The organism is Ferrovibrio sp. (genome assembly GCF_046297595.1).
Classification (GTDB): Bacteria; Pseudomonadota; Alphaproteobacteria; order Ferrovibrionales; family Ferrovibrionaceae; genus Ferrovibrio.
The window spans coordinates 336,296-358,670 of the sequence record NZ_JBKBHT010000001.1 but is presented as its reverse complement, the minus strand read 5'-3'; the positions used below and the strand labels follow the sequence as shown (position 1 = coordinate 358,670).

Genomic DNA, 22,375 nt, shown 5'->3' with positions numbered 1-22,375 from the left:
GGTTCAGGAGGCTAGGCCAAAGCGGCGGACCAGGGCATCGATGCCGGCCGTCATGCCGAAACTGCGGCGGACACGTTGAGCACCGGCCTGGCCCAGCCTGGCGCGCAGGACCGGGTCGACGATCAGGTGATTGAGCGCCACGGTCAGTGCGCCGGCATCGTCAGGCGGCACCAGCAACCCGGTTTCCCCGTCGATAATCAGCTCTGGAATAGCCGAGATGGCGCTGGCAGCACAGGGCAGGGCCTGGCTCTGCGCTTCCATCAGCACGTTCGGCAGGCCATCCATATCGCCGTCGCGATCACGCCGGCTGGCCAGCGCGAAGATATCGGCCTCGCGATAGGCGACGATCACATCGTCCTGCGCCTGCGCGCCGAGCCAGGTGATGTGCCCGGCGATGCCCAGTCTTTCGGCCTGCGCTTTCAGGGTCGGCAGCAGCGGGCCGCCGCCGATATGGGTAAAATGCCAGTACAGGTCACTCGGCAACTGGGCCAGGGCGGTCAGCAGGATGTCGAAACCCTTCTTCTCCACCGCACGGCCCACTGAAACCAGGCGCACGGGGTCACCCGGATCGCGGCCATCGCGCGGCGGCCGCCATGCCGGCGGCTCAGGGAAACGCGAAAAATCGATGCCGTGATAAACCAGCGACACCTTGGCCGGATCGCTGAGCGCCGAAAGATGCGTCACGTTATGGGCCGTGCAGGTGACGGCCCAGCAGCAGTCGCGCAATTTCTCACGCTTCTCCCATTCCGGCGTGATCCAGATGTCGCGCGCATGGGCCGATGCCGACCAGGGCAGGCCCAGCATCATGGCAGCATACCGCGTCACCGAGCCAGGCGTGTGGATGAAATGCGCATGCAGGTGGCGGTATCGTTCGGGCAACTCTGCAGCCAGGACCATCGCCTGGCCAAAACGGCGGATGCGGTTCGGCGTGCGGTCGCGTTTGAGATCGCGCCACCATTGCGCCAGTGCGGCGCGATAGCCGGGCAGCCGGCGGCTTTGCCACCAGCCGCGCAGCACCCGCATTGGTTCCTGGTACAGATATTCCGGCAGATAAAGCAGCGGCGCCCTGATCAGGCCGTGCACGGCATGGCGCTTGGTATCAGTGGGATGGCGCAGGGAAACGATCAATATGTCCAGTCCACGCGCTTCCAGCGCGGCGATTTCCTGGGCGATGAAGGTTTCGGACAGGCGCGGATAGCCTTTCAGGATGAAGGCAACCGAATGAGGCGGGGACTCGGACATAGACTATGGAGAACTGACTCTCGCGCGGATCAGCCGCGCAGGCCGACCACGTTCGAGGCAAGCGCCGAAGTCGGCCGCAGCCAGGGCTGTACAAGGCGGTCTAGATTGTCGAGGCCTTCAAGCAGGCCCGGAATGACAATCTCGGATGGCTGCGGCTGGCGGGGCAGGTTGCGCAGGGCATTTGCCATCACGGCGGGATCGTAGACGCCGTCATCCTCCAGCATGCGCACCAGCCCAAGCTGCTGCGCACGGCTGGCGCGGATAAACTGCTCCATACGTGGGCGCTTGCGGGGCACGATGATGGCCCGTTTATCGAGCGTGAGTATTTCGCAGAAGGTGTTGTAGCCGCCCATCGCCAGGACACCGACGGCATTCTGCACCAAGTGCTCCATATGGGCATCAAAGGTGATGGCTTCCACACGGGGCAGCTTGGCCACCCGGCCAAGGAAATCGGCGCGGCGTTCGCGCTGCATGAAAGGCCCCAGCACGATCAGCGCCGGATAGGGCAGCATTTCGTTGCTTTCATAGGCGCGCAGGACCCATTCGATCAGGCCTTCTCCATCGCCACCGCCGCCCGGCGTGACCAGCAGGAAGGGCCGCTGGGTGATTTCCGGCAACTGATGCTCGGGCGAGGCCTCGGGCGAAAAGCGCGGGAGATACCCGGTATAGACCACTTTGCGACGCACCCGCTCGGGCAGGGCGATGCCTTCCAGCGGGTCGCAGAATTGCGGCAGGCCATAGACCCAGATCTGGTCGAACAGGGATTTCAGCGCCGGCATGACGTTTTTGCGTTCCCATTCCGGGGCCAGGGCGCTGGGCTCATCCATCACGTCGCGCAGGCCGAGCACGAGTCGGGTGCCGCCGGCCTTGAGCATCTTCATGGTTTCCAGGGCTTCGCCGCGCAGGCCCAGCGGCTCCTTGTCCACGATGAAGATGTCGGGATCGAAGACCTTGGCCGTATGCTGGATGATCTCGGCCCTGATTTTCAGGGTCTCCTCGATATCCATCGGCAGGTTCAACGAGGTGTATTGCCCGTCACGCAGCTTGATCACGCCTGGAATGCGGACAAAATCGACTCGGCTGCGAAAATCGAAGCTGCCGATGATCGGCGAGCCCGACAGGATCAGCACGGACATATCCTTATGGCGCTCGACCAGGGCATGGGCAATGGTCCGGCATCGGCGCAGATGGCCGAGGCCGAAGGTGTCGTGGCTGTAGATCAGCACACGGGTGCCGTCGCTGCGCGAAACCATGCCGGATTCCCCTCCCCGATGGGAGCTGTGTGATGCCGGGACTATGGCATAGCCCCGCAGGGCAGGCCAAGGCCCTGAGCCGATAGTGATTCTTAGCACGTTCCCGTTCCGTCTCGGCGATTGGCGGGCCGCCGGGGATCGGTTAAGGTCTGGCCGGGCTCGGAGAAAGTTCCGTGGACAAGAATCTCTACAGTTTCATCCTTAAATACAGTCTGAAGCAGCAGGTCATCATCACCGTCCTGTCGGTGGTTTCGTTCTTTCCGTATTATTACTACCTCAGCATGCCCAAGACGATCGTCAACCAGGGCATCGAAGGGAAAGGCGTCAGCTTTCCGATCGATGTCCTCGGGCTGGGCCTGCTGCAACTCGATCATCCCCATTATCTGCTCCTGCTCTGTGTCGGCTTTCTGGGGCTCGTGATCGTCCAGCAATGCTTCAAATACGCCATCAACTATTTCCAGGGTGTGGCAGGCGAACGCATGCTGCGGCGCCTGCGTTACGAACTTTACGCCCGCATCCTGCGTTTTCCGCTGCCAACCTTTCGGCGCACCAGCCAGGGCGAAATCATCCCGATGGTGATTGCCGAGGTGGAGCCGATCGGCGGCTTCATCGGCGAGAGTTTCGCGCTGCCGATCTTCCAGGGTGGCATGCTGCTGGTGATTTTCACCTTTTTGGTGATCCAGAATCCTCTGATGGCAGTGGCGGCCGTGTCGCTCTATCCGATCCAGTTCTATTTCGTGCCGAGGATGCAGGCCAAGGTGCGTGCCCTGGGCCGCGAGCGCATCAAGAACCAGCGCCGATTGTCGGATCGCATCGGCGAGACAATCAGCGGCATTCCTGAACTGCACACCCATGACGCGGCCCATCCCATGCTGGCGGAGTTCACGCGCCGCCTGAGCATCAGCTACTGGATTCGCGTGGAAATATTCCAGCGCAAGTTCATGATCAAGTTTCTGAATAACTTCATTCAGCAGCTTGGTCCGTTCTTTTTCTACGCGATCGGCGGCTACCTCACCATCCAGGGGCATATGGATGTGGGTACGGTGATCGCGGCGGTGAATGCGCACAAGGAAATGGGCGCGCCTTGGAAGGAGCTGCTGAATCATTATCAGACCCGTGAGGATGTTAAGCAGAAATACGAGCAGGTAATCAGCCAATTCGAGCCTGACGGTCTGCGCGGCGAAGACGATCAGAATATCGAGCCGGCCGAGCCGGTTTCGCTTGCCGGGCCTGTCGCCATATCCGGTGTGGTTCTGAGCGATGACCAGGACCAGCCGGTCCTGGAGAACCTGACGCTCAGCCTACCCTGGCCGTCGCGGGTGGCCGTTGTAGGCGACCACGGCCGGGACGAGATGCTGCAACTTCTCGCGCGGATGATCGCACCGGGCCGCGGCAAGATACTCATCAACGACCGCAATCTGGCCGATATACCCGAAACTGTCGCCGGCCGCCGTCTCGCCTATGTCGGCCCCTCCAGCTACATCTTCAATACCACGCTGGGCAGCAATTTGTTCCTTGGCCTGCGCCACCGGCCGATGGTTTCGCGCGAGCTTTCCGGTGCCGAGCGCTCGCGCTTTGAGCGTGAATTGGGTGAAGCGCTCGCTTCCGGCAACTCACCTTATGATCCCGACGCGGACTGGACCGATTATGCCGCGGCCGGCGCCCAAGGTCCGGACGATATCGCAGCAGTGGCAATTGCCGCCTTGCGTACCGCTGCATTCGACGAGGATGTCTATCAGATCGGCATGCGCGGCACGATCGATCCGCAGAAAAAACCCGATGTGGCTGAGCGCGTGCTGGCTGCCCGTATGACCTTCCGCGAGAAACTCAGCAGCGGTGCGTTGGCCGATCTGGTCGAGAACTGGGATGCGAATCGCTATAACAGCAATGCCACCGTGGCCGAAAACCTGATGTTCGGCACGGCGCGTGATGCCACGTACCAAGAGGATAACCTGGCACGCGATCCGCATGTGCTGAGCGTGCTGGATGCAGTTGGGCTGGGCCAGCGTTTCCTGCAGATCGGTTATGAAGTCGCCGGCACCATGGTCGAATTGTTCGCCGATCTGCCGCCGGATCATGAATTCTTCCAGCAGTTCAGCTTCATTTCTTCAGACGACCTGCCTGATTACAAGGACCTGCTGCAACGTACCAAGCCGGATGCTCTGGATCAGGTCGCAGACGCGGATCGCGTGCGTCTGATGTCGTTGCCCTTCAAGCTGGTGCTGGCCCGCCATCGTCTGGGGCATTTCAACGAAGCCGAGCGGAATGCGATCCTCAAGGCGCGCAGGATATTCGCTGAGACCCTGCCGGCCGAGCGTCGCGATGCCATCGCTTTCTTCAATCCCGACCAGTTCACGGTTTCATCCAGCATCGTCGACAACATCCTGTTCGGCCGCGTCGCGTATGGTCAGGCGCAGGCGCAGGAAAAGATCGGCCGTGTGATCGCCGATGTGGTCGAGCAGATGCAGTTACGTGAACCGATCATCGAGGTCGGCCTGCAGTTCGAGGTCGGCATCGCCGGCGCTCGCCTGACGGCAGCGCAGCGGCAGAAGCTGGCCATCGCGCGCGCCTTGGTCAAGCGGCCGGACTGGCTGATGCTGTCGGAAGCCACCGCCACGCTGGATCCCCGCAGCCATGCCCAGGTCGTGAAAGCGGTGGTCGAGGCACGCAAGGATGCAGGACTGATCTGGTCCTTGCAGCGGGCAACGGATTGCGAGCAGTTCGATTTGGTGGTGGTGGTCGAGCACGGCCGTGTGACGCAATGCGGGCCTTATGCCGAACTCTGCGAAAAGCATGGCCGTTTCCAGCAAATGCTGGCTCCGGCCTGATGCCGGTCTGAACGGCGCACAGTCGATGGAGGTTTTCTCATGAGCCTGAACGAGGAAGTGGAACTGCTGCGGCGTATTCCGCTGTTTGCCAAGATCGAGGCCTCCAAGCTGAAACTGCTGGCGTTCACCAGCCAGCGCCTCACCTACAAGCCAGGCGACGTGCTGTTTCGGCAGGGCGATCCAGGCGATGCTGCCTTTGTCATCATCGGCGGCGAAGCGGATATCATGGTCGATACGCCAGGCGGGCAGTTGAAGGTGGCGCATCTCAAGCAGAATGATTTTGTCGGTGAAATCGCCATCCTCTGCGACGTGCCGCGCACGGCCACGGTCATCGCCTCGACCGAGGTCACCACGCTGCGGATCGAAAAAGACCTGTTTTTCCGACTGATTACCGATTTCCCGCAGATCGCTATTGAAATCATGCGTGTGTTGGCGCAAAGGCTGGAACGTACCACCGCCGATCTGCGCAGCCTGTCGGCTAAGTTGAAGGGTTGAACCCAGGTATGAGCCGACTTGACAGTTTTATCCGGCGCCTGCAGGCGCAGCGCGATGTTTTGAATTGGGCTATGGAAGCCATCGGCGACAAGGCAGGCTTGGTGCTGGAGATCGGGCTTGGCAACGGCCGCACCTACGATCATCTGCGCAGCCGTCTGGGGCCGGATCGGATTTATGCTTTCGACCGTGCCAACAATGCTAACCCGCGCTCTTATCCGCCGGCGGATCGTCTGATCCTGGGCGAGTTCGCCGAGACCCTGCCGGCTTTTGCTACGACCCATCGAGAAGGGGCAATCCTGGCCCATAGCGATGCCGGCCTGGGCGATCCGGAAGCAAACGCCCGCCAGATAATCATGTTGGCGAATGTATTGCCATCCCTGCTTGCCCCGGGTGGCATGTTGTTCAGTGACCAGAAGATGGATCACCCGGCCCTGTTGCCGCAACCTATGCCGGTGCCAATTCCGCCCGACCGCTACTTCATGTATATAAGGACCTGACGGGAGGCTGCGAATCTCCCGCCCAAGCAATGGGGCCAACAACAGGCAAGCGGGGGATCATGTCGGACGGCAAAAAGCGTAAAATCGCCATCCTGGGCGGCGGTGTATCTGCATTGACGAGCGCCTTCTATCTGGCCAGCCAGCCAGACGCGCAGGAGAAATACGACATCACGGTTTACTGCATTGGCTGGCGCCTGGGCGGTAAATGCGCCACCGGTCGCAATCCCGAATTCGGCAACCGCATTGAGGAACATGGCATCCATGGTTTCCTCGGCTCCTACTACAACACGCTGTCGATGATGACCGAGGCCTACCGGCTGCTGGATCGGCCGGCCGGTATGCCGCTTGCCACCTTTGAAGAGGCTTTCTATCCGATTGATTCGATCCTGTGCTGGGAATTCCGCGACTATCGCTGGGTGAACTGGAAGATCACGACACCACGCAATGACCTGAAGCCATGGGAACCGGAATCGCTGCCCACGCTCAGGCACTGGATCAAGGCGCTGGTCGAGTTTCTGGCCAAGCTGTTCGATAGCCATGCCGCGCATATCCCTTCGGCGGCGCTGGAATTCAGCGTCGCCCGAGGCCTGATGAACCGTCTGTCGGAGGAGGCCGAAGCCATCGCCCAGGGGCAGGGCGGCACGCTGCTGAAAGCGGTGGATGATTTCTGGCTGTGGTTCAAACGACAGGTGGAGAAGCTGGTCGAGGGCAACGACGCCCTGCGCCATCTTTACATCACGCTGGATTATTTCCTGACCATGATCCGCGGCATCATCAAGGACGACGTGCTGAACAAGGGGTTCGATCAGCTCGACGACGAGAATTTCTCGGAATGGTTCGCCCGCCATGGCGGTTCGATGCTCACCATTTCCTCACCGCTGGCGATGAACACGCCGAACCTGTCGTACCAGTATCCCGATGGCGATACGACCCGCCCGCCTGCCATGGCGGCCGGCGCCTATCTGCATTGGACTCTGCGTGAATTCGCCTATCTCGGTTCATTCGGCTGGCTGTTCGCCGCCGGCACCGGCGACACCGTGGTCGCGCCGCTCTATCTGCTGCTCAGGAAGCTGGGCGTCAAATTCGAGCTTTTCCACAAGGTGCGCGAAATCACTGCGGGCCCGAACGGCGCGGGAGAGGTGGTATTCGATGTCCAGGCCACCCCGAAAGACAAGGCTAAAGGCTATGATCCTCTGATCGAGCTGCCGCTGGCCCAGTTCGGTGGCAAGACGCTGCCGGTATGGCCTGATCGTCCGCTCTACGACCAGCTGGCCGAAGGCGATGCGATGAGGGCGGCCAACGTGGATATTGAATCCTACTGGTCGGCCTGGAAGCCGGTGGCTGAAAAGCGAATTAAGGCCGGCGAGGATTTCGATACCGTGATCGCCGCGATGTCGATCGCGACCCTGCCGATCCTGGCGCCGCAGCTGATGCAGGCCAACCCGAAATGGCCGCAGATGGTGGACGCCGTGAAGACGGTGCAGACCCAGACCTTGCAGGTATGGATGAAGCCCACGCTGAAGCAGATGGGCCTGCCCTTCGATTTCAAGAATTACGACCGGCTGATCGGCGCCACCTTCGTCAATCCGATCGACGGCGTGGCGGATTTTTCCGATCTGATACCGATGGAAACATGGCCGGCCGACAACGCGCCGCAGTCTCTGCTCTATTTCTCGGGTGCATCGCCGCAATACGGGGCCCAGCCGGCCTTCAGCGATCATGATTACCCGAAACGCGAATATGCCCGCGTGAAGTATCAGGCCCAGCAATACCTGCAGGCCTGCATGGGTGCGCTTCTGCCCAAGTCGGTCACCAACGCCGTCAATCCGCCGGGCGACCAGATCGGGTTCGATTTCAGCCAACTCGTCTGCCTGAAAAGTGATTCCACTACCCTGGGCGTGGCGCGGCTGGACCAGCAGTTCTGGAAGCCCAACATTGATCCCAGCGAACGCTATGTCACATCGCCGCCGGGCAGCACGAAGTATCGCCTCAAAGCCTGGGATTCCGGCTTCGCCAATCTCGTGCTGGCCGGCGACTGGATCTATACCGGCCTGAATGTCGGCAGCTTCGAAGGCGCCTGCATGGGCGGCAAACTGGCGGTGCATGCCATCGACCCGACAGCGATGCCGCTGGACAAGGTCTATGGCTATCCACTCTCCCAGGGGCCAAAGGCCGACAACCTCTAGCAGCGCTCTGGCACTGGTTCCGCCCATCCGCCTTGGCTAGCATCGGCAGCGTATCGCCGATGGGAGAGGGCAGGATGGGCGCGCCGGGGCCGTTGAACCTGATCACCGATGTGGCCGGCCTGCGGGTCGGCCATGCGGTCGATACGCACATCCGCACCGGTGTCACCGTGCTTCTGCCCGACCGGCGCGCCGCCTGTTCGGTCGATGTACGGGGTGGTGGATCGGGCACGCGCGAAACCGACCTGCTGCGGCCGGAAGCGGCCATGCCCGCCGTCGATGCGCTTTGCCTCTCCGGCGGTTCGGCCTTCGGGCTCGATGCCGCCTCTGGCGTCATGCAGTGGCTGGCTGAGCGCCGCCGCGGATTTTCCATTCACGGCCATGTCGTGCCCATCGTGCCGGGCGCGATCCTGTTCGATCTTGCCAATGGCGGCGACAAGAACTGGGGGAGCGAACCGCCCTATCGCCGCCTGGGCCATGCCGCCTGCGAGGCGGCCACGGATGGCGCCTTTCCCCTTGGCAATACGGGCGCCGGCTATGGCGCCAAGGCCGGCCGGCTGAAAGGCGGGTTGGGTAGCGCGTCCTGGCGGGAGACAGATGGCCTGGTGGTGGCGGCATTGGTGGCCGCCAATCCGGTTGGCAGCGTGCTTACGCCCGGCAATCGGGGCTTCTGGGCGCAGCCCTGGGAGCAGGGCGACGAATTCGGCGGGCTGAAAACTGCTTTTCCTGACGGGGTCGATCTCGGCATTGCCGCCGAAGCCCGCATTACAGCCCCCGCTGCGAATCCACCATCCGCACAGCCCGGCGGCCATACCTGCATTGGCGTGGTTGCCACCAATGCCGTGCTCGACAAGACCGGCCTGCGCCAGGTGACGGCCATGGCCCATGATGGCCTGGCCAGGGCGGTACGGCCGGTCCATACCCCGATGGATGGCGATACCATCTTTGCGCTGGCCACTGCCGCGTGGCAGGATCAGAGCGATACGGCGGGCCGTAACTGGCTGATCGCCCGGATCGGCAGCATCGCCGCCGATTGCATGGCCCGCGCCGTGGCGCGGGGTGTGTGGTCGGCCGTGCCGCTGGGAGACGAAGATAGTGCCGCAGCCCTGCTGCGACGCCAGGAGGAGGGAAAACAATGACGCGACGCTGGACTTATCTATCTGCAACGCTGGGGCTTGGTCTGCACCTGGGGCTGGCGGCAGCGATTGCTGCCATGCCGACTGCGGCCCTGGCGCAGGCCAAGAAGGACTCGCTGGTGCTTGCCATGACCTTGGAACCGCCGGGTCTGGATCCCACCATTGCCCCGGCCGCGGCCATCGGCGAAGTGGTGCATTACAACATCTTCGAGGGCCTGACCAAGATTCTGGAAAACGGCGAAGTGGGCCCGCTGCTGGCCGATAGCTGGACCGTATCGCCTGACATGAAGGTGTTCACCTTCAAGCTGAAATCCGGCGTGAAGTTCAGCGACGGCACGGCCTTCGATGCCGCCGACGTGAAATACTCGTTCGAGACCTATGGCGGCGAGAAGAGCACCAACAAGCGCAAGGCCGTATTCGCCAATATTGAATCCATCGCCACACCGAATCCGCAGACAGTGGCGATCACGCTGAAGAAGGCCGATCCGACCTTCCTGTTCAGCCTGGGTGAGAACACCGCCGTGATCACGGCGCCGGAAAGCGCAGCGAGTAATGCCACCAAGCCGGTCGGCACCGGTCCTTACAAGCTGGTGGAATGGGTGAAGGGCGATTCCGTGACCCTGGCCGCGAACGAGGCCTATCGCAATCCCGGGGCGATCAAGCTCAAGACCGTGAAAATGCGCTTTATCGGCGACCAGGGCGCTCTGGTTGCGGCGATGCGTGCCGGCGACATCGACGCCGTGCCCATCGGCATCCTGGGCGAGAACGTGCGTGAATTCGAGAAGGACAAGCGTTTCAAGGTCACGGCTGGCTCGACCGAAGGCGAGACCATGGTGATCATCAACAACAAGCGCAAACCGTTCGATGACGTGCGCGTGCGCCGCGCGCTCACTTATGCCATCGACCGTGCCGCGGTGATCGAGGCTGCTTCCGCCGGCTATGGCAAGCCGATCGGTAGCCATTTCCCGCCGCATGATCCGGCTTATGTCGATCTCACCAAGATGTATCCCTACGACCCGGCCAAGGCGAAGGCCCTGCTGAAGGAGGCGGGTGTCAACAACCTGGAGATCACTCTGCGCCTGCCGCCGCCGCCTTATGCCAAGCCAATCGGCGAGGTGGTGCAGGCCATGCTGTCGCAGGTGGGCATCAACGCCAAGATCGAGAATGTCGAATGGGCACAGTGGCTGGATGGCACGTTCAGGAACAAGAATTTTGACCTGACGGTGGTCAGCCATGTCGAGCCGAACGACGTCGTGAAATACGCCGAGCCCGACTACTATTATCAGTATGACAGCCAGAAGGCCCGCGACCTGATCGCCAAGGCCAATTCGACCCTGGACAAGGCCGAGCGCACCAAGGCCTTGCAGGACCTGCAGCGCCTGCTGGCCGAGGACGCGGTGAACGTCTATCTCTACAACCTGCCGCGGCTGGGCGTGTACAAGCAGGGTCTGACCGGCTTCTGGGTGAATGCGCCGATCTTCGTCAACGATCTGACGGCCGTTGCATGGCAATGAGGCTCGCCTGGCAGTAATCCCGCCATAGCCGCAGCAACAAAAAAGCCCGCCGGAAGGCGGGCTTTTTCTTTGTCAGTCTGTTTGCTGTGGCGCGTCAGCGCACGAAGACATGGACTTCGTTGGTGGCGGCCTGGGTGTTGCTGCCGGCCGAGACATTCACGCGGCTCGCCGGCAGGCCCATATCGGCCAGCGAGCGGATCACGCGGTCGGCGTTGCGGCGTGCTTGGTTCTGGTTGCTGGCGGTCTGGGCCTGGGTGCCGCCGGCGGCCACGGCCACCACGTCGAACACGGCATTCGGCTTGCGCGCGATGGCCTGCGACACAGCGTTGTACAGCGCCTGCTGGTAGGGGACATCGGCGCGGTCGAAACGGATCACTACCAGCGGCGTGCGGCCAGCGGTGCTCACCGGCGCGGCGCTCTGGTCGATGGCGGCGAATTGCTGCGCGCCGGCATAGAAGTTGGCGCGGTTGCCAAGGCCCGGGCCGAGCAGTTCACCCTGCTTGATCGCGGCCGAGAGCGTGGTGAGATTGGTGCGTTCGGCGCCGATGTAATTGGTCTGACGCGCCACGTCCTGGCTCAGTTCGCCCAGCAGGCGGTCGATCAGCACGACGGTCTTGGCGGTTTCGTCTTCCAGCACGGCGAGCTGGCGATGGTCTTCGTCGATGGCGCCGGAGATGCTGTAGGTCGACTTGATCGACTGCAGCAGGTAGGTCGACATCGCCGAGTCGGCGGCCACCTGGTTGGCCAGGTTGCTCATGTTGCCCACATCAGCGGCCATACGGTCCAGGTCGGTCTGGGCCTGGGTCCACTGGCTGACCAGGATCGGGTTGCCCGGCGTGGTGCCCATCTGCAGGCGGGTCGACACTGCAGCGACCAAGCCGTGGTAACGCTGAGAATTCTGGGTGGCGCTGGCGCGGACGGCCTGCAACTGCTGGTTCCGCTGGGTAACTTGCTGCTGCAACTGCGCCAGTTCGCCGCGCATCTGCTGCACCTTCTGGCCCACGAACGTGCCGGTGGCCTGGCCGGGGGTGACGCCCGGGACGACGAAATTGGTGGTGCCCAGAGTGGGCTGCAGCGGGGCCGACTGGGCAGGAGCAGGGCCGGACTGGCCCAGAACCGGATTCGGATTGGCCTCGGCGGCCGAGGGCGGAATCTGCTGGGTCATGACCGGGGCCGGGCCGCCGGCCGGGTCTTCGCCGGTGAGGGAAGGCCAGAGTTCGTCGCTCACATAGGAGCAGCCGGAGAGCAGCAGGGCCAAGGATGCCGTGCTGGCCAGCAGCATACGGCGACCGAACGCCACATTATGAACAGGATTTGCCATGCCACGCCATCTCGCGTTGATGTTTATCGTCACTGGTCTGCTGGCCTGGTGGGCCCCCCGTCGCATCCGGCGACGGCGCTGGACCAGCCAGCCGCGCAAGCCTTTTGCGAACCCCGGCATTGTAGGAGGGCGCCGAACCGCCCGCAAGCATCTTCTGCCAGTAGAATCCGAGGGTTGCGCCGGATCAAAGCAATCCGGGATAGACCCTTGCGCTGTTCCGGCGAATTGAGTAGGTTCCGCCCCCGTTGCGGTACCCACCGCCTGCGCGCTCGTAGCTCAGCTGGATAGAGCACCAGACTACGAATCTGGGGGTCAGGAGTTCGAATCTCTTCGAGCGCGCCATTTTCCTTTTGGAAAATTAATGGCTTAGGCCTTTCTCCTCATATTCGGTTTCTCTGTTTCATCTGATGGAGTGAGAAAGTTTCTCACTGGCTAGTTTTCGCTAAACGAACTGCCTGCGCCTGAGCTCGTGGACTTTAAAGATTCCGGGCTAATCTAAAGGCTATATGGGCGTGCGCCAGCCGTGCGTGACGCGGTCGAACCCAACAGATTACCCTTCTCCTTGTAAGGAGAGGCGAGTCGGATGGAAGCCATCTACGAGATCATCGAGAATCAATGCGTCGCGGGCGTCGTGACGGGGATATTTGTATGGGCGATCCCATTGCATGCCGGTGCCTTCTGAACTGGCGGGCAGCGAGGTGGCCTCAGCAAACGGTAAAGCGGCTCAAGACATTGGCCGGTTCGTCCAGGCGACTATCGCAAAATTCGACCATCCTCAATCGCTGTAGGCGAGATTGCCCAGTGGGTCGCACTGGCTCTACTGCGCTGGGGCAGCCGCCTTAACTTGGACGTTACTGAGACCAGCGCTCTGGCTATTGTACTCTCGGCTTCGAGTCTCGCTGCTGCCATCACCTCGACCGTCATGATGGCGAGCCGGGCAATGACATCCTGCCCGAATTGGCGCCGCTGCCGGGTGAGATGGTGATCCTGAAAACCGGCAAGGGTGCATTCTATGCCACGCAACTGGGAGACGTTTTGACGTCGCTGGGAGTGGACACCTGGTCTTTGCCGGCGTGACCACCGAAGTCGGCGTGCAGACAACCATGCGCGAGGCCAATGATCGTGGTTCTTCCTGCGTGCTGGCCGAGGATGCCACCAAAAGCTATTTTCCCGAATTCAAGGCCGCCGCGCTTGCCATGATCCGTGCCCAGGGCGGGATCGTTGGCTGGACGGCACCGACTGACGTCATTGTCGCAGCTCTGCGTTGACCCATAAAAATCTGCAGCCGAATTCAGCCTTTCGTCTATAATCCCGGGCACAACAATCCCAACCGTTGGTCGCCGCGTATGTCGCAGTTCCTTACCTTAGCAGACCAGATTCGAGAGACGCTTGCCGAGCAGATTGTCTCTGGCGAACTGGCGCCGGGAACCCGGCTGGACGAAGTGGAAATGGCCAAGCGAGTCGGTCTGTCACGTACGCCGGTGCGTGAGGCGTTCAAGGCGCTGACTGCAATGGGCCTGCTGGAGCATCGGCCACGCAAGGGTGTGGTGGTGGCGGTGCCAGACCGCCAGCGCATCGAGGAAATGTTCGAGGTGATGGCCGAGGTGGAAGCCACTTGCGCCCGTTTTGCCGCCCTGCGCATGACCGCCAAGGATCGCCGCGACCTGGAAGCTCTTCATCAACAGTCCCTGCGCCTGGTGCGGCAGGGCGACATGTCGGGCTATTCAGCCATCAATATGGAATTCCACGCCCTGATCTATCGCGGCAGCAAGAACAGCTTCCTGGAGGAAACCGCACAGGCGGTGCGCCGGCGCGTGATGCCCTATCGTCAGTCTCAGTTTCGAGTGATTGGCCGTCTGAGCAGTTCGCATGCCGAGCATGACGACGTGGTGGAGGCGATCCTGCGCGGCGATGCCGATGGTGCCGAGACGGCGATGCGCCAGCATGTTTCGAAGGTGACTGTGGCTTCGGTGGATTTCGTCGAGGAACACCGGCCGAAAGGCAAGGCCTCTCAGTCGGCTGCCTGACGATAGGCGCGCCAGCCGCCATAGCCGGTGATGTCGTTGGCATCAGATATTCCGGCGGCCTCACAGACAAAGCCCTTGATCACCCGGCCGTCATCCAACGTCACATCTCCGATGCCGAGCGGGCCGGGGATGCGGGCCACGAAGCTGCCGAATCCAGCCGTTGGCAGCAGCCATACCTCGCACTCGATCTTTGCGCCCTGGCCGCTGGCGGTACGGACCAGGCCCGGGCGCTGCACGGCGCCGGGCAGGGCGTAGAGCTTGTAATCGGCGCTGGTCTGCGCCGGACCGACCAGCCGTGCATCGATTGTCTGTAATTCATGGTTCAGTGGCTGGCCGCTCAGATGCGCGCCGAACACGGCCAGCGGCACAAAAGGATAGGGTGGTGTGGTGGGCGCAATGGCCGTATCGGGGAACGCATGGCCGGTGGCACCGAGCGGCAGATTGGCGGCACGCTGGGCGGCGGCACCGATGGCGGCCAGGACCGGTTCGTGGAAGCGTGGCGCGATCAGCGTGATGCCCGCTGGCAGTCCATCGGACTGGAATCCATTCGGCACGGCCAGCGCCGTCAGGTCGAAGTAATTCACGAAGTTGGTGTAGTAGCCGAGGTTGGCGTTGAGTTGGATCGGTTCGGCCTCGATCTCGGCGACGCGATAGATCGTGCCGCTGGTCGGCACCAGCAGCACGTCGATGTCGCGCCAGACTGACGCCGTCTGCTGGCGCAGGGCTTGCAGGCGATAATGCATGCGATGTACATCGACGCCGCTCGCGTCCCTACCGCTTTCGATAATTCGGCGCGTAACGGGATGCATGGCTTCGGCATGGGTGGTCATGAAATCTGCCACGGCCGCCGTGCGTTCGGCTGCGCCAGCCGGCCGGTAGAGCAGGCTGGCGGCCTCGGCAAACGGCGTGTAGTCGATCTCCACCGGATCGCCACCCATAGCTTGCAGTCGGGTCACGGCCTGGCTGAACAGTTTCTCGGCCTCTGCGTTGCCGAAGAATTTCAGGTCGGCCCCGCGCGGCAGACCGAAACGAAACTGGGTTGGTGCTGCGGGCACGCTGGCGGTCCAGCCCGGCGGTGCAGCGCGGCTGTAGTCGTCGGCGGCATCGAAGCCGCTGGCGGCGCGCAGCACGGCCATGGTATCGTGAACGGTGAGAGCAAAGACTGAGATGCAGTCGAGCGAGCGGCAGGCTGGCACCACGCCATGGGCGCTGAGCAGGCCGATGCTGGGCTTGAGGCCAACGATGTTGTTGAAGCCGGCCGGCACGCGGCCTGAGCCGGCGGTATCGGTGCCCAGCGCAAAGCTAACCAGACCACTGCTGACTGCGACGGCCGAACCGGAGCTTGAGCCGCCCGGAATGTAGTCAGCGTTGAACGGATTTTGCGCCACGCCATAGGGCGTGCGCGTGCCGACCAGGCCGGTGGCGAACTGGTCCAGGTTCGTCTTGCCGATCAGGATGGCGCCGGCTGCGATCAGCCGCGCCACCGTCGTGGCCGATTGCGGTGGCATATAGGCGAAGTCGGGACAGGCTGCCGTGGTCGGCAGGCCGGCAGCATCGATGTTGTCCTTCGCGGCGAAGGGAATGCCCCAGAGCGGTTGTTCCGCCGAAGGACCCTTTGTTTCGAGTACCGCTGCCTGTGCCATCGCCGCGTCGCGGTCAGACAACGATATCCATACGCCATCTTTGCCACGGGCCGCGATGTCGTCGAAGATCGCCGCGATCACCTGGCTGGGCCGCAGGCGCCCGGCGCTGTAGGCAGCGCTCAGGCTGGCAAAATCCAGCGGGCAGGGCAGAGACGATGTTTTGGCGCTCATTGATGAATCCTTTGAAGAGCGGCGATAAATCAGGCTTTTGCGTATACTGCATGCAACAGGTATGCCGGGGCGATTAAAATATAAATCATTGAAAAATCGAAGTATTAAAAGGAAAAATTGCTCCTAATTTAACCCGAATGCTTTTTTAATTTGCATAATATTTAATCATAATTTCCACCTCTGAACGGACGCGGCAGATCCCCCCGTTTCCAGCAATGAGGATTCTCTGTTGGCTTTCAGACCATTACCGCCGCAACGACATCAACAGCGCAACCATGGCACAGCCGTTGCAGTGCAGCAGGTATCTCAAAGGGAACGGGGGAACCTGCCATGCATCGTCGTCTGTTTTTGGTCGCGTCATCTGCTCTGGTCGCGACTGCGACTCTCGCATCCACCTATTTTGCCGCGCCAACCATGGCGCAATCGCGCAAGGAAACGCTGGTCGTGCTGGTCGAGAATGGCCCGAACAGCCTCGACATCCATGGCGTCGGCACCAGCTTCCGCTCCTACGTGGCGGCCTGGAACATGTACGACCGTCTGGTCACCTTCGGGCGCAAGACACTGCCCGATGGCACCCTGTCCTATGACTACAGCAAGATCGAGCCGGAGCTGGCCGAGAGCTACAGCATCGCGGCGGACGGCAAGTCGGTCACCTTCAAGCTTCGCAAGGATGCAAAATTCCACGACGGCAGCCCGGTTACGGCCCATGATGTGAAATGGTCCTACGACCGCGCAGTCAGCGTCGGCGGGTTTCCCACTTTTCAGATGAAGGCCGGCAGCCTGGAGAAGCCCGAGCAGTTCGTCGTGGTCGACGATCATACCTTCCGTGTCGACCTGCCCAAGAAGGACAAACTGTCGCTGCCGGACATGGCCGTGGTGGTGCCGGCGATCTTCAATTCCAAGCTCGCCAAGCAGCATGCCACTGAAAAAGATCCCTGGGCGATGGAATGGATGAAGACCAACGATGCCGGCAGTGGCGCTTTCAAGCTGGAGAAATGGACGCCCGGCCAGGAAACCGTACTGACCCGGTTTGACGACTGGAAGGGCGGCAAGCCATCCGGCATCAAGCGCGTGATTCTGCGCGAGGTGCCCTCGGCCGGCAATCGTCGCGCCCTGATGGAACGCGGGGACGCGGATATTTCAGTCGACATGCCGCAGAAGGATTCCGCCGAAATTCTCGCTGAGGGGGGTTCGGGGAAATACAAGGTGGTCGGCGTGCCGATCGAGAATTCGCTGAAGTACATAGGCCTCGTAACCACGATGAAGCCCTTCGACAATGTGAAGGTGCGCCAGGCCATCGCCTATGCGGTGCCCTATGAACAGATATACAAGTCGGCGATCTACGGACGCGGCATTCCGATGTCGGGGGCGCCAGCCGGTGTGCCCAAGGATGCCAGCTGGCCGCAGCCTTTCCCCTACAAGACCGATCTGGAGAAAGCCAAGGCCCTGCTGGCGGAAGCCGGATATCCGAACGGTTTCGAGACCACCATCTCCATCGACCTGGGTGATGCTACCGCCTCTGAGCCAGAGGCCATCCTTCTGCAGGAAGCGCTGGGTAAGATCGGCATCAAGACCACCATCGAGAAGATTCCCGGTGCGAATTTTCGCAATGCCATGCTGCAGAAGAACCGGCCGATCCACATCGCCAGCTTTGGCGGTTGGCTGAATTTCCTGGATTACTTCTTCTTCTGGGGCTATCACGGCCAGAATGCGGTGTTCAACACCATGTCGTATCAGAACCCTGCAATGGACAAGCTGATCGACCAAGCCCGTTACGAGCATGATCCGGCTAAATACGAGCAGACGGTGAAATCCTTCATCAAGCTGTCGATGGACGAGGTGCCGCGCATCCCGCTCTACCAGCAGATTCTCGATGTGGGCATGCAGAAGAACATTGTGGGTTATACCTACTGGTTCCACCGGCAGCTCGATTTCCGCAGCATTGAAAAGATGTGATCGCAGAAGCGTGGGTGAGGAGCAGTGATGTTGGGGCTGATCGGCAAACGGATCATGACGGCGATCCCGAGCGTGATCGGCGTGGTGATAGTCACTTTCCTCCTCACCCGTGCCCTGCCGGGCGACCCGGCGGCTTACTTCGCCGGGCCAGCCGCCACGCCTGAGGCAATCGCGGAAGTGCGCAAAAGCCTTGGCCTCGACAAGAACCTGATGGAGCAGTTCGTCATCTATCTAAAAGAACTGGCACAGGGCGATCTGGGCAACTCGATCGCCACCGGCCAGCCGGTATTGACCGAGATCGCGACCCGCCTGCCGGCTTCGCTGGAGCTGACCCTGCTGGGTCTGCTGGTTTCGGTGCTTGTCGCCGTGCCGCTGGGTGTGCTGGCGGCAACGCGGCCGGGGTCACTGGTCGATCATGCCTGCCGGGTGGTCGCCACGGCTGGCGTCAGCCTGCCGGCCTTTTTCACCGGTCTGCTGTTGGTCTATGTGCTCTATTACCAGCTTGGCTGGGCGCCGGCGCCGCTGGGCCGGCTAGATATCTTCTATTCCACACCCACGCATGTCACCGGTTTCTATCTCGTCGACACCCTGTTGCAGGGCGATGGCGAGACTTTTTTCGCCGCACTCAAACAACTGATTCTGCCGGTGGCGACGCTTGCCATCTTCACCATGGCCCCCCTGGCACGCATGACCCGTGCCGCCATGCTGGAGGTCCTGGGCAGCGACTTCATCCGCACGGCGCGCGCCTCTGGTCTGCCAAAGGCCAAGATCGTGTATGGCTATGCCTTCCGCAACGCTATGCTGCCGGTCATTACGACGCTGGGTATGGTGTTTTCCTTCCTGCTTGGTGCCAATGTGCTGGTCGAGAAGGTATTCTCCTGGCCCGGCATCGGTACCTTCGCCATCGAGGCACTGATCGCGTCGGACTACGCACCGATCCAGGGCTTCGTGCTGACCATGGCGCTGATGTACGTGGCACTCAATCTGGCGATCGACATTCTCTACATCGTGATCGATCCCCGCGTCGGGTTTGAATGATGGGCGCGACGCTGGGCCATATCCGCTACGTGCTGACCGAGAATCCGGTCACGCTGTTTGCTTTTGGACTGTTCGGCTTCATCATCCTTTGTGCCATTCTTGGCCCCTGGATTGCGCCCTACGACCCATTGGCCACCAACGCCGCCATGGCGCTGAAGCCGCCGTCGGCGCAGCACTGGTTCGGCACGGATGCACTGGGACGCGACATCTTCAGCCGTGTGCTGGTCGCCACCCGGCTGGATCTGGGTATTGCTTTCGCCTCGGTGATCCTGACATTCGCCATCGGCGCACTGGCTGGCATCGCGGCCGGATTCTTCGGCGGCTGGGTCGACCGCGTGATCGGCCGACTGTCGGACACCATCATGGCGTTTCCGCTGTTCGTGCTGGCCATGGGCATTGTTGCCGCTCTGGGCAATACGGTCGGCAACATCGTACTGGCAACCGCCATCATCAACACGCCGCTTTATATCCGCGTAGCGCGTGCCGAAGCGAATATTCGCCGCAATGCCGGTTTTGTGGAGGCGGCCCGTCTGTCTGGGAATTCAGAGGCGCGCATCCTGCTGCTGCAGATACTGCCCAACATCCTGCCGATCCTGATGGTGCAATGTTCGCTCACCATGGGCTATGCGATCCTCAATGCGGCTGGCCTATCCTTCATTGGCCTGGGCATTGCGCCGCCGACGCCGGAATGGGGCATCCTGGTGGCCGAGGGCGCTGCCTTCATGATCTCGGGCGAATGGTGGGTGGCCCCTGTTCCCGGGCCTGGCGCTGATGACGGCGGTGTTCTGCTTCAACCTGCTGGGCGACGGTCTGCGCGACATCGTCGATCCCCGGAGGCGCACATGAGTGCGCCGACCATTTGGAAAACGGGGCGCACATGAGCGCTGTACCGGTACTTTCCGTCGACAATCTTGCGGTCGAATTCCGTACCCGCGGCGGCGTGGTCAAGGCGCTGGAGCAGGTGGCATTCGACATCGCCAAGGGCGAGATGGTGGCCATTGTCGGCGAGTCCGGTTCGGGCAAGTCGGTCACGGCCTATACCATCATGGGCATCCTCGATCCTGCCGGTCGTGTGACCGGTGGTGCGGCAACCTTCGGCGGCCTCGACCTGTTGAACGCCAAAGAAGAAGCGCTGCAGGAAATCCGCGGTCGCGAGATGTCGATGATCTTCCAGAATCCCCGTGTTGCACTGAACCCGATCCGGCGTGTCGGTGATCAGATCGCCGATGTTCTGCTGCAGCATGGTGGCGTGACCCGCCGGGATGCGGCGAAGCGCGCCATCGAGATGCTGGCGCGTGTGCGCATCCCCGATCCGGAGCGCCGGGCAAAGGCATATCCTTTCGAACTTTCCGGCGGGATGTGCCAGCGTATCATGATCGCTATTGCCCTGAGTTGTGCGCCAAAACTGCTGATCGCAGATGAGCCGACCACGGGCCTTGATGTCACCACTCAGGCGGCAATTATGGATTTGATTGCCGAGCTTGGTACCGCGCAGGGCATGGCCACCCTGCTGATCACGCACGATCTGGGCATGGCGGCGGAGTATTGCGACCGCATCGTCGTCATGCATGCTGGGCATATTGTGGAGTCGGCGCCGACGGCAGAGCTGTTTGCCCATCCGCGTCATCCCTATACGGCGCGGCTGATCGCCGCCACGCCGCGACCGGCCGCCAGTTTGAGCGGACTCGCCTCAATTCCGGGCAACCTGCCGGATCTGCGCCGGCCCGACATTCCTGCCTGCCGCTACGAAGCCCGCTGCGAGCGGCGGCAGGACCGCTGCAGCCAGGCGCTGCCACGTGTGCTGGGCGATGAACCGGGCAGCCTTGTCGCCTGCTGGAATCCGCTATGACCGAGATTAAGGATAATCTGCTGCTGGATGCCCAGTCGCTGCACAAACATTTTGCCGTCGGCCGGCGTAGCAGCCTGTTGCAGCGTTTGGCGGGCCGCGCTCGACCGGTATCGCAGCTGCACGCGGTGGATGATGTCAGCATCGCCGTAGCCAGGGGTGAAACTGTTGGCCTCGTCGGCGAGAGCGGCTGTGGCAAATCCACTCTGGTGCGGCTGCTGACCCGTCTGCTCGACCTCACCGATGGCAGCATCCGGCTGAACGGCGAGGAGATAGGCCACTTGCCGGCCCGACAGTTCGGTCGCTCCGCCTACCGACCGCGTATCCAGATGGTGTTCCAGGACGCCACTGACAGCCTCAATCCGCGTTTCACGGCTTTTACCGCCATCGCCGATCCGATCCGTCGCTTGCGGCCACTGTCCCATATGCAGTTGAAGCAGCGCGTAGAAGACCTGGCAACGATGTGCGGTCTGCCGGTCGAACTGCTCAGCCGCTTCCCGCATCAGCTCTCGGGTGGCCAGAAGGCGCGTGTCGGCATCGCCCGGGCCATCGCCGTGGAACCCGATCTGCTGATCCTCGATGAACCGACCGCGGCACTGGATGTTTCGGTGCAGGTGGTGATCCTCCAATTGCTTGATGACATCAAGACGCGGCTTGGCATGAGCTATCTGTTCGTCAGCCACGATCTGAACGTCGTGCGCCTGCTCTGCGACCGCGTGATGGTGATGTATCTGGGCAAGATCGTCGAATCCGGGCCGGCCGAAGCGGTGTTTCGCAATCCCGCGCATCCCTATACCAAGGCGCTGTTGTCTGCGATTCCGCATTTTGAGCCAGGCCATACTGTGCCGCGGCTGCGCATAACGGGCGAACCGCGCAGCCCGATTGATCCCTCGCCGACGGTGTGTCGTTTTTACGGACGCTGCCCGAACGGCAAGCCGACCTGTGAAGCCAGCATGCCGACGCTGCAAACCGTCGGCACGGAGCATGCCGTGGCCTGCCATTTTCCGCTCACCGCCAGCCAGATCGAGGATATTGCATGAGCAAATCTGCCTTCGATGCCGAGGTTTTTATGGAAGCCGCCGCCGCGGCGCTTGGCCTGTCTCTGGAAGATGCCTGGAAGCCGGGAGTGGTCGATAATCTGAAGCGGTCGCACCAGATTGCCCAGGCTGTCCTGACCTTTCCGTTGCCCGACGATACCGAACCTGCCTCGCGGTTCTTGCCCTGA

The 22,375-nt window shown here is 61.8% G+C and carries 17 protein-coding genes, 1 tRNA gene and 1 pseudogene; 15 read left to right on the top strand and 4 right to left on the bottom strand.

Annotation, left to right across the window (positions count from 1 at the left end):
- Positions 1–3 precede the first annotated feature (3 nt).
- Positions 4–1,242, bottom strand: a complete 1,239-nt coding sequence (locus ACK4FJ_RS01860; protein ID WP_409763159.1) for a glycosyltransferase family 4 protein — start codon at positions 1,240–1,242, stop codon at positions 4–6.
- A gap of 29 nt (positions 1,243–1,271) precedes the next feature.
- Positions 1,272–2,495, bottom strand: coding sequence for a glycosyltransferase family protein (locus ACK4FJ_RS01855; RefSeq protein ID WP_409763156.1), 1,224 nt, complete (start codon positions 2,493–2,495; stop codon positions 1,272–1,274).
- Positions 2,496–2,668: 173 nt separating this feature from the next.
- Here ACK4FJ_RS01855 and ACK4FJ_RS01850 point away from each other — a divergent pair, with 173 nt between their 5' ends.
- From ACK4FJ_RS01850 to ACK4FJ_RS01825, 6 genes are all read left to right on the top strand, one after another.
- Entirely contained in the window at positions 2,669–5,323 is a 2,655-nt protein-coding gene (locus ACK4FJ_RS01850; protein ID WP_409763153.1) for an ABC transporter transmembrane domain-containing protein, read from the top strand.
- A 39-nt stretch (positions 5,324–5,362) separates the two neighbouring features.
- Positions 5,363–5,818: a cyclic nucleotide-binding domain-containing protein gene (locus ACK4FJ_RS01845; RefSeq protein WP_409763151.1), complete on the top strand. Its 456-nt coding sequence runs from the start codon at positions 5,363–5,365 to the stop codon at positions 5,816–5,818.
- Positions 5,819–5,826: 8 nt separating this feature from the next.
- Complete coding sequence (locus tag ACK4FJ_RS01840) at positions 5,827–6,315, top strand: class I SAM-dependent methyltransferase (protein ID WP_409763148.1); 489 nt, start codon at positions 5,827–5,829, stop codon at positions 6,313–6,315.
- A 59-nt stretch (positions 6,316–6,374) separates the two neighbouring features.
- Entirely contained in the window at positions 6,375–8,501 is a 2,127-nt protein-coding gene (locus ACK4FJ_RS01835) for an NAD(P)-binding protein (protein WP_409763145.1), read from the top strand.
- 74 nt (positions 8,502–8,575) lie between these two features.
- Positions 8,576–9,637: a P1 family peptidase gene (locus ACK4FJ_RS01830; RefSeq protein ID WP_409763143.1), complete on the top strand. Its 1,062-nt coding sequence runs from the start codon at positions 8,576–8,578 to the stop codon at positions 9,635–9,637.
- A complete protein-coding gene (locus tag ACK4FJ_RS01825) occupies positions 9,634–11,148 on the top strand; it encodes an ABC transporter substrate-binding protein (protein ID WP_409763140.1) in 1,515 nt (504 codons plus the stop codon). Before ACK4FJ_RS01830 ends, ACK4FJ_RS01825 begins: the two co-directional genes overlap by 4 nt.
- A 94-nt stretch (positions 11,149–11,242) precedes the next feature.
- Here ACK4FJ_RS01825 and ACK4FJ_RS01820 read toward each other — a convergent pair whose 3' ends face one another.
- Positions 11,243–12,469 carry a hypothetical protein gene (locus ACK4FJ_RS01820; protein WP_409763137.1) on the bottom strand — a complete coding sequence of 409 codons (1,227 nt, stop codon included), beginning with the start codon at positions 12,467–12,469 and terminating at the stop codon, positions 11,243–11,245.
- Positions 12,470–12,734: 265 nt separating this feature from the next.
- Between ACK4FJ_RS01820 and ACK4FJ_RS01815 the strand changes: the two genes are divergently transcribed.
- The 3 genes and pseudogenes from ACK4FJ_RS01815 to ACK4FJ_RS01805 all read left to right on the top strand — a co-directional run bounded on the left by ACK4FJ_RS01815 (position 12,735) and on the right by ACK4FJ_RS01805 (position 14,496).
- Positions 12,735–12,811, top strand: a tRNA-Arg gene (locus ACK4FJ_RS01815).
- Between the two features lie 636 nt (positions 12,812–13,447).
- Positions 13,448–13,737 (top strand): annotated as a pseudogene (locus ACK4FJ_RS01810) (cysteine hydrolase family protein).
- A 78-nt stretch (positions 13,738–13,815) separates the two neighbouring features.
- Positions 13,816–14,496, top strand: a complete 681-nt coding sequence (locus ACK4FJ_RS01805; RefSeq protein WP_409763134.1) for a GntR family transcriptional regulator — start codon at positions 13,816–13,818, stop codon at positions 14,494–14,496.
- Here the strand turns inward: ACK4FJ_RS01805 and atzF are convergent.
- Positions 14,481–16,310, bottom strand: a complete 1,830-nt coding sequence (atzF, locus tag ACK4FJ_RS01800) for an allophanate hydrolase (RefSeq protein ID WP_409763131.1) — start codon at positions 16,308–16,310, stop codon at positions 14,481–14,483. The two genes, ACK4FJ_RS01805 and atzF, sit on opposite strands and share 16 nt — an antisense overlap.
- Before the next feature lie 330 nt (positions 16,311–16,640).
- On the opposite strand from atzF, the gene ACK4FJ_RS01795 reads away from it, so the two are divergent.
- Genes ACK4FJ_RS01795 through ACK4FJ_RS01770 form a run of 6 tightly spaced genes read left to right on the top strand, consistent with a single transcriptional unit; the run spans position 16,641 to position 22,375 of the window.
- Positions 16,641–18,266 (top strand): ABC transporter substrate-binding protein, encoded by a 1,626-nt coding sequence (locus tag ACK4FJ_RS01795; protein WP_409763128.1) that lies wholly within the window; start codon positions 16,641–16,643, stop codon positions 18,264–18,266.
- Positions 18,267–18,293: 27 nt separating this feature from the next.
- Positions 18,294–19,304, top strand: a complete 1,011-nt coding sequence (locus tag ACK4FJ_RS01790; protein ID WP_409763125.1) for an ABC transporter permease — start codon at positions 18,294–18,296, stop codon at positions 19,302–19,304.
- Entirely contained in the window at positions 19,301–20,185 is an 885-nt protein-coding gene (locus ACK4FJ_RS01785) for an ABC transporter permease (protein WP_409763122.1), read from the top strand. Before ACK4FJ_RS01790 ends, ACK4FJ_RS01785 begins: the two co-directional genes overlap by 4 nt.
- Complete coding sequence (locus ACK4FJ_RS01780; protein ID WP_409763119.1) at positions 20,182–21,153, top strand: ABC transporter ATP-binding protein; 972 nt, start codon at positions 20,182–20,184, stop codon at positions 21,151–21,153. The genes ACK4FJ_RS01785 and ACK4FJ_RS01780 overlap by 4 nt, the downstream gene beginning before the upstream one ends.
- Entirely contained in the window at positions 21,150–22,190 is a 1,041-nt protein-coding gene (locus ACK4FJ_RS01775) for an oligopeptide/dipeptide ABC transporter ATP-binding protein (RefSeq protein ID WP_409763116.1), read from the top strand. The genes ACK4FJ_RS01780 and ACK4FJ_RS01775 overlap by 4 nt, the downstream gene beginning before the upstream one ends.
- On the top strand, positions 22,187–22,375 hold the full coding sequence (locus tag ACK4FJ_RS01770; RefSeq protein WP_409763113.1) for a DUF4089 domain-containing protein: 189 nt from the start codon (positions 22,187–22,189) through the stop codon (positions 22,373–22,375). Before ACK4FJ_RS01775 ends, ACK4FJ_RS01770 begins: the two co-directional genes overlap by 4 nt.

Coding starts and splice junctions, on each gene's coding strand:
- ACK4FJ_RS01770 (WP_409763113.1), top strand. CDS start 22,187: ATGAGCAAATCTGCCTTCGATGCCGAGGTTTTTATGGAAGCCGCCGCC.
- ACK4FJ_RS01805 (WP_409763134.1), top strand. CDS start 13,816: ATGTCGCAGTTCCTTACCTTAGCAGACCAGATTCGAGAGACGCTTGCC.
- ACK4FJ_RS01860 (WP_409763159.1), bottom strand. CDS start 1,242: ATGTCCGAGTCCCCGCCTCATTCGGTTGCCTTCATCCTGAAAGGCTAT.
- ACK4FJ_RS01785 (WP_409763122.1), top strand. CDS start 19,301: ATGATGGGCGCGACGCTGGGCCATATCCGCTACGTGCTGACCGAGAAT.
- ACK4FJ_RS01820 (WP_409763137.1), bottom strand. CDS start 12,469: ATGGCAAATCCTGTTCATAATGTGGCGTTCGGTCGCCGTATGCTGCTG.
- atzF (WP_409763131.1), bottom strand. CDS start 16,310: ATGAGCGCCAAAACATCGTCTCTGCCCTGCCCGCTGGATTTTGCCAGC.
- ACK4FJ_RS01835 (WP_409763145.1), top strand. CDS start 6,375: ATGTCGGACGGCAAAAAGCGTAAAATCGCCATCCTGGGCGGCGGTGTA.
- ACK4FJ_RS01845 (WP_409763151.1), top strand. CDS start 5,363: ATGAGCCTGAACGAGGAAGTGGAACTGCTGCGGCGTATTCCGCTGTTT.
- ACK4FJ_RS01790 (WP_409763125.1), top strand. CDS start 18,294: ATGTTGGGGCTGATCGGCAAACGGATCATGACGGCGATCCCGAGCGTG.
- ACK4FJ_RS01840 (WP_409763148.1), top strand. CDS start 5,827: ATGAGCCGACTTGACAGTTTTATCCGGCGCCTGCAGGCGCAGCGCGAT.
- ACK4FJ_RS01825 (WP_409763140.1), top strand. CDS start 9,634: ATGACGCGACGCTGGACTTATCTATCTGCAACGCTGGGGCTTGGTCTG.
- ACK4FJ_RS01795 (WP_409763128.1), top strand. CDS start 16,641: ATGCATCGTCGTCTGTTTTTGGTCGCGTCATCTGCTCTGGTCGCGACT.
- ACK4FJ_RS01855 (WP_409763156.1), bottom strand. CDS start 2,495: ATGGTTTCGCGCAGCGACGGCACCCGTGTGCTGATCTACAGCCACGAC.
- ACK4FJ_RS01775 (WP_409763116.1), top strand. CDS start 21,150: ATGACCGAGATTAAGGATAATCTGCTGCTGGATGCCCAGTCGCTGCAC.
- ACK4FJ_RS01830 (WP_409763143.1), top strand. CDS start 8,576: ATGGGCGCGCCGGGGCCGTTGAACCTGATCACCGATGTGGCCGGCCTG.
- ACK4FJ_RS01780 (WP_409763119.1), top strand. CDS start 20,182: ATGAGCGCTGTACCGGTACTTTCCGTCGACAATCTTGCGGTCGAATTC.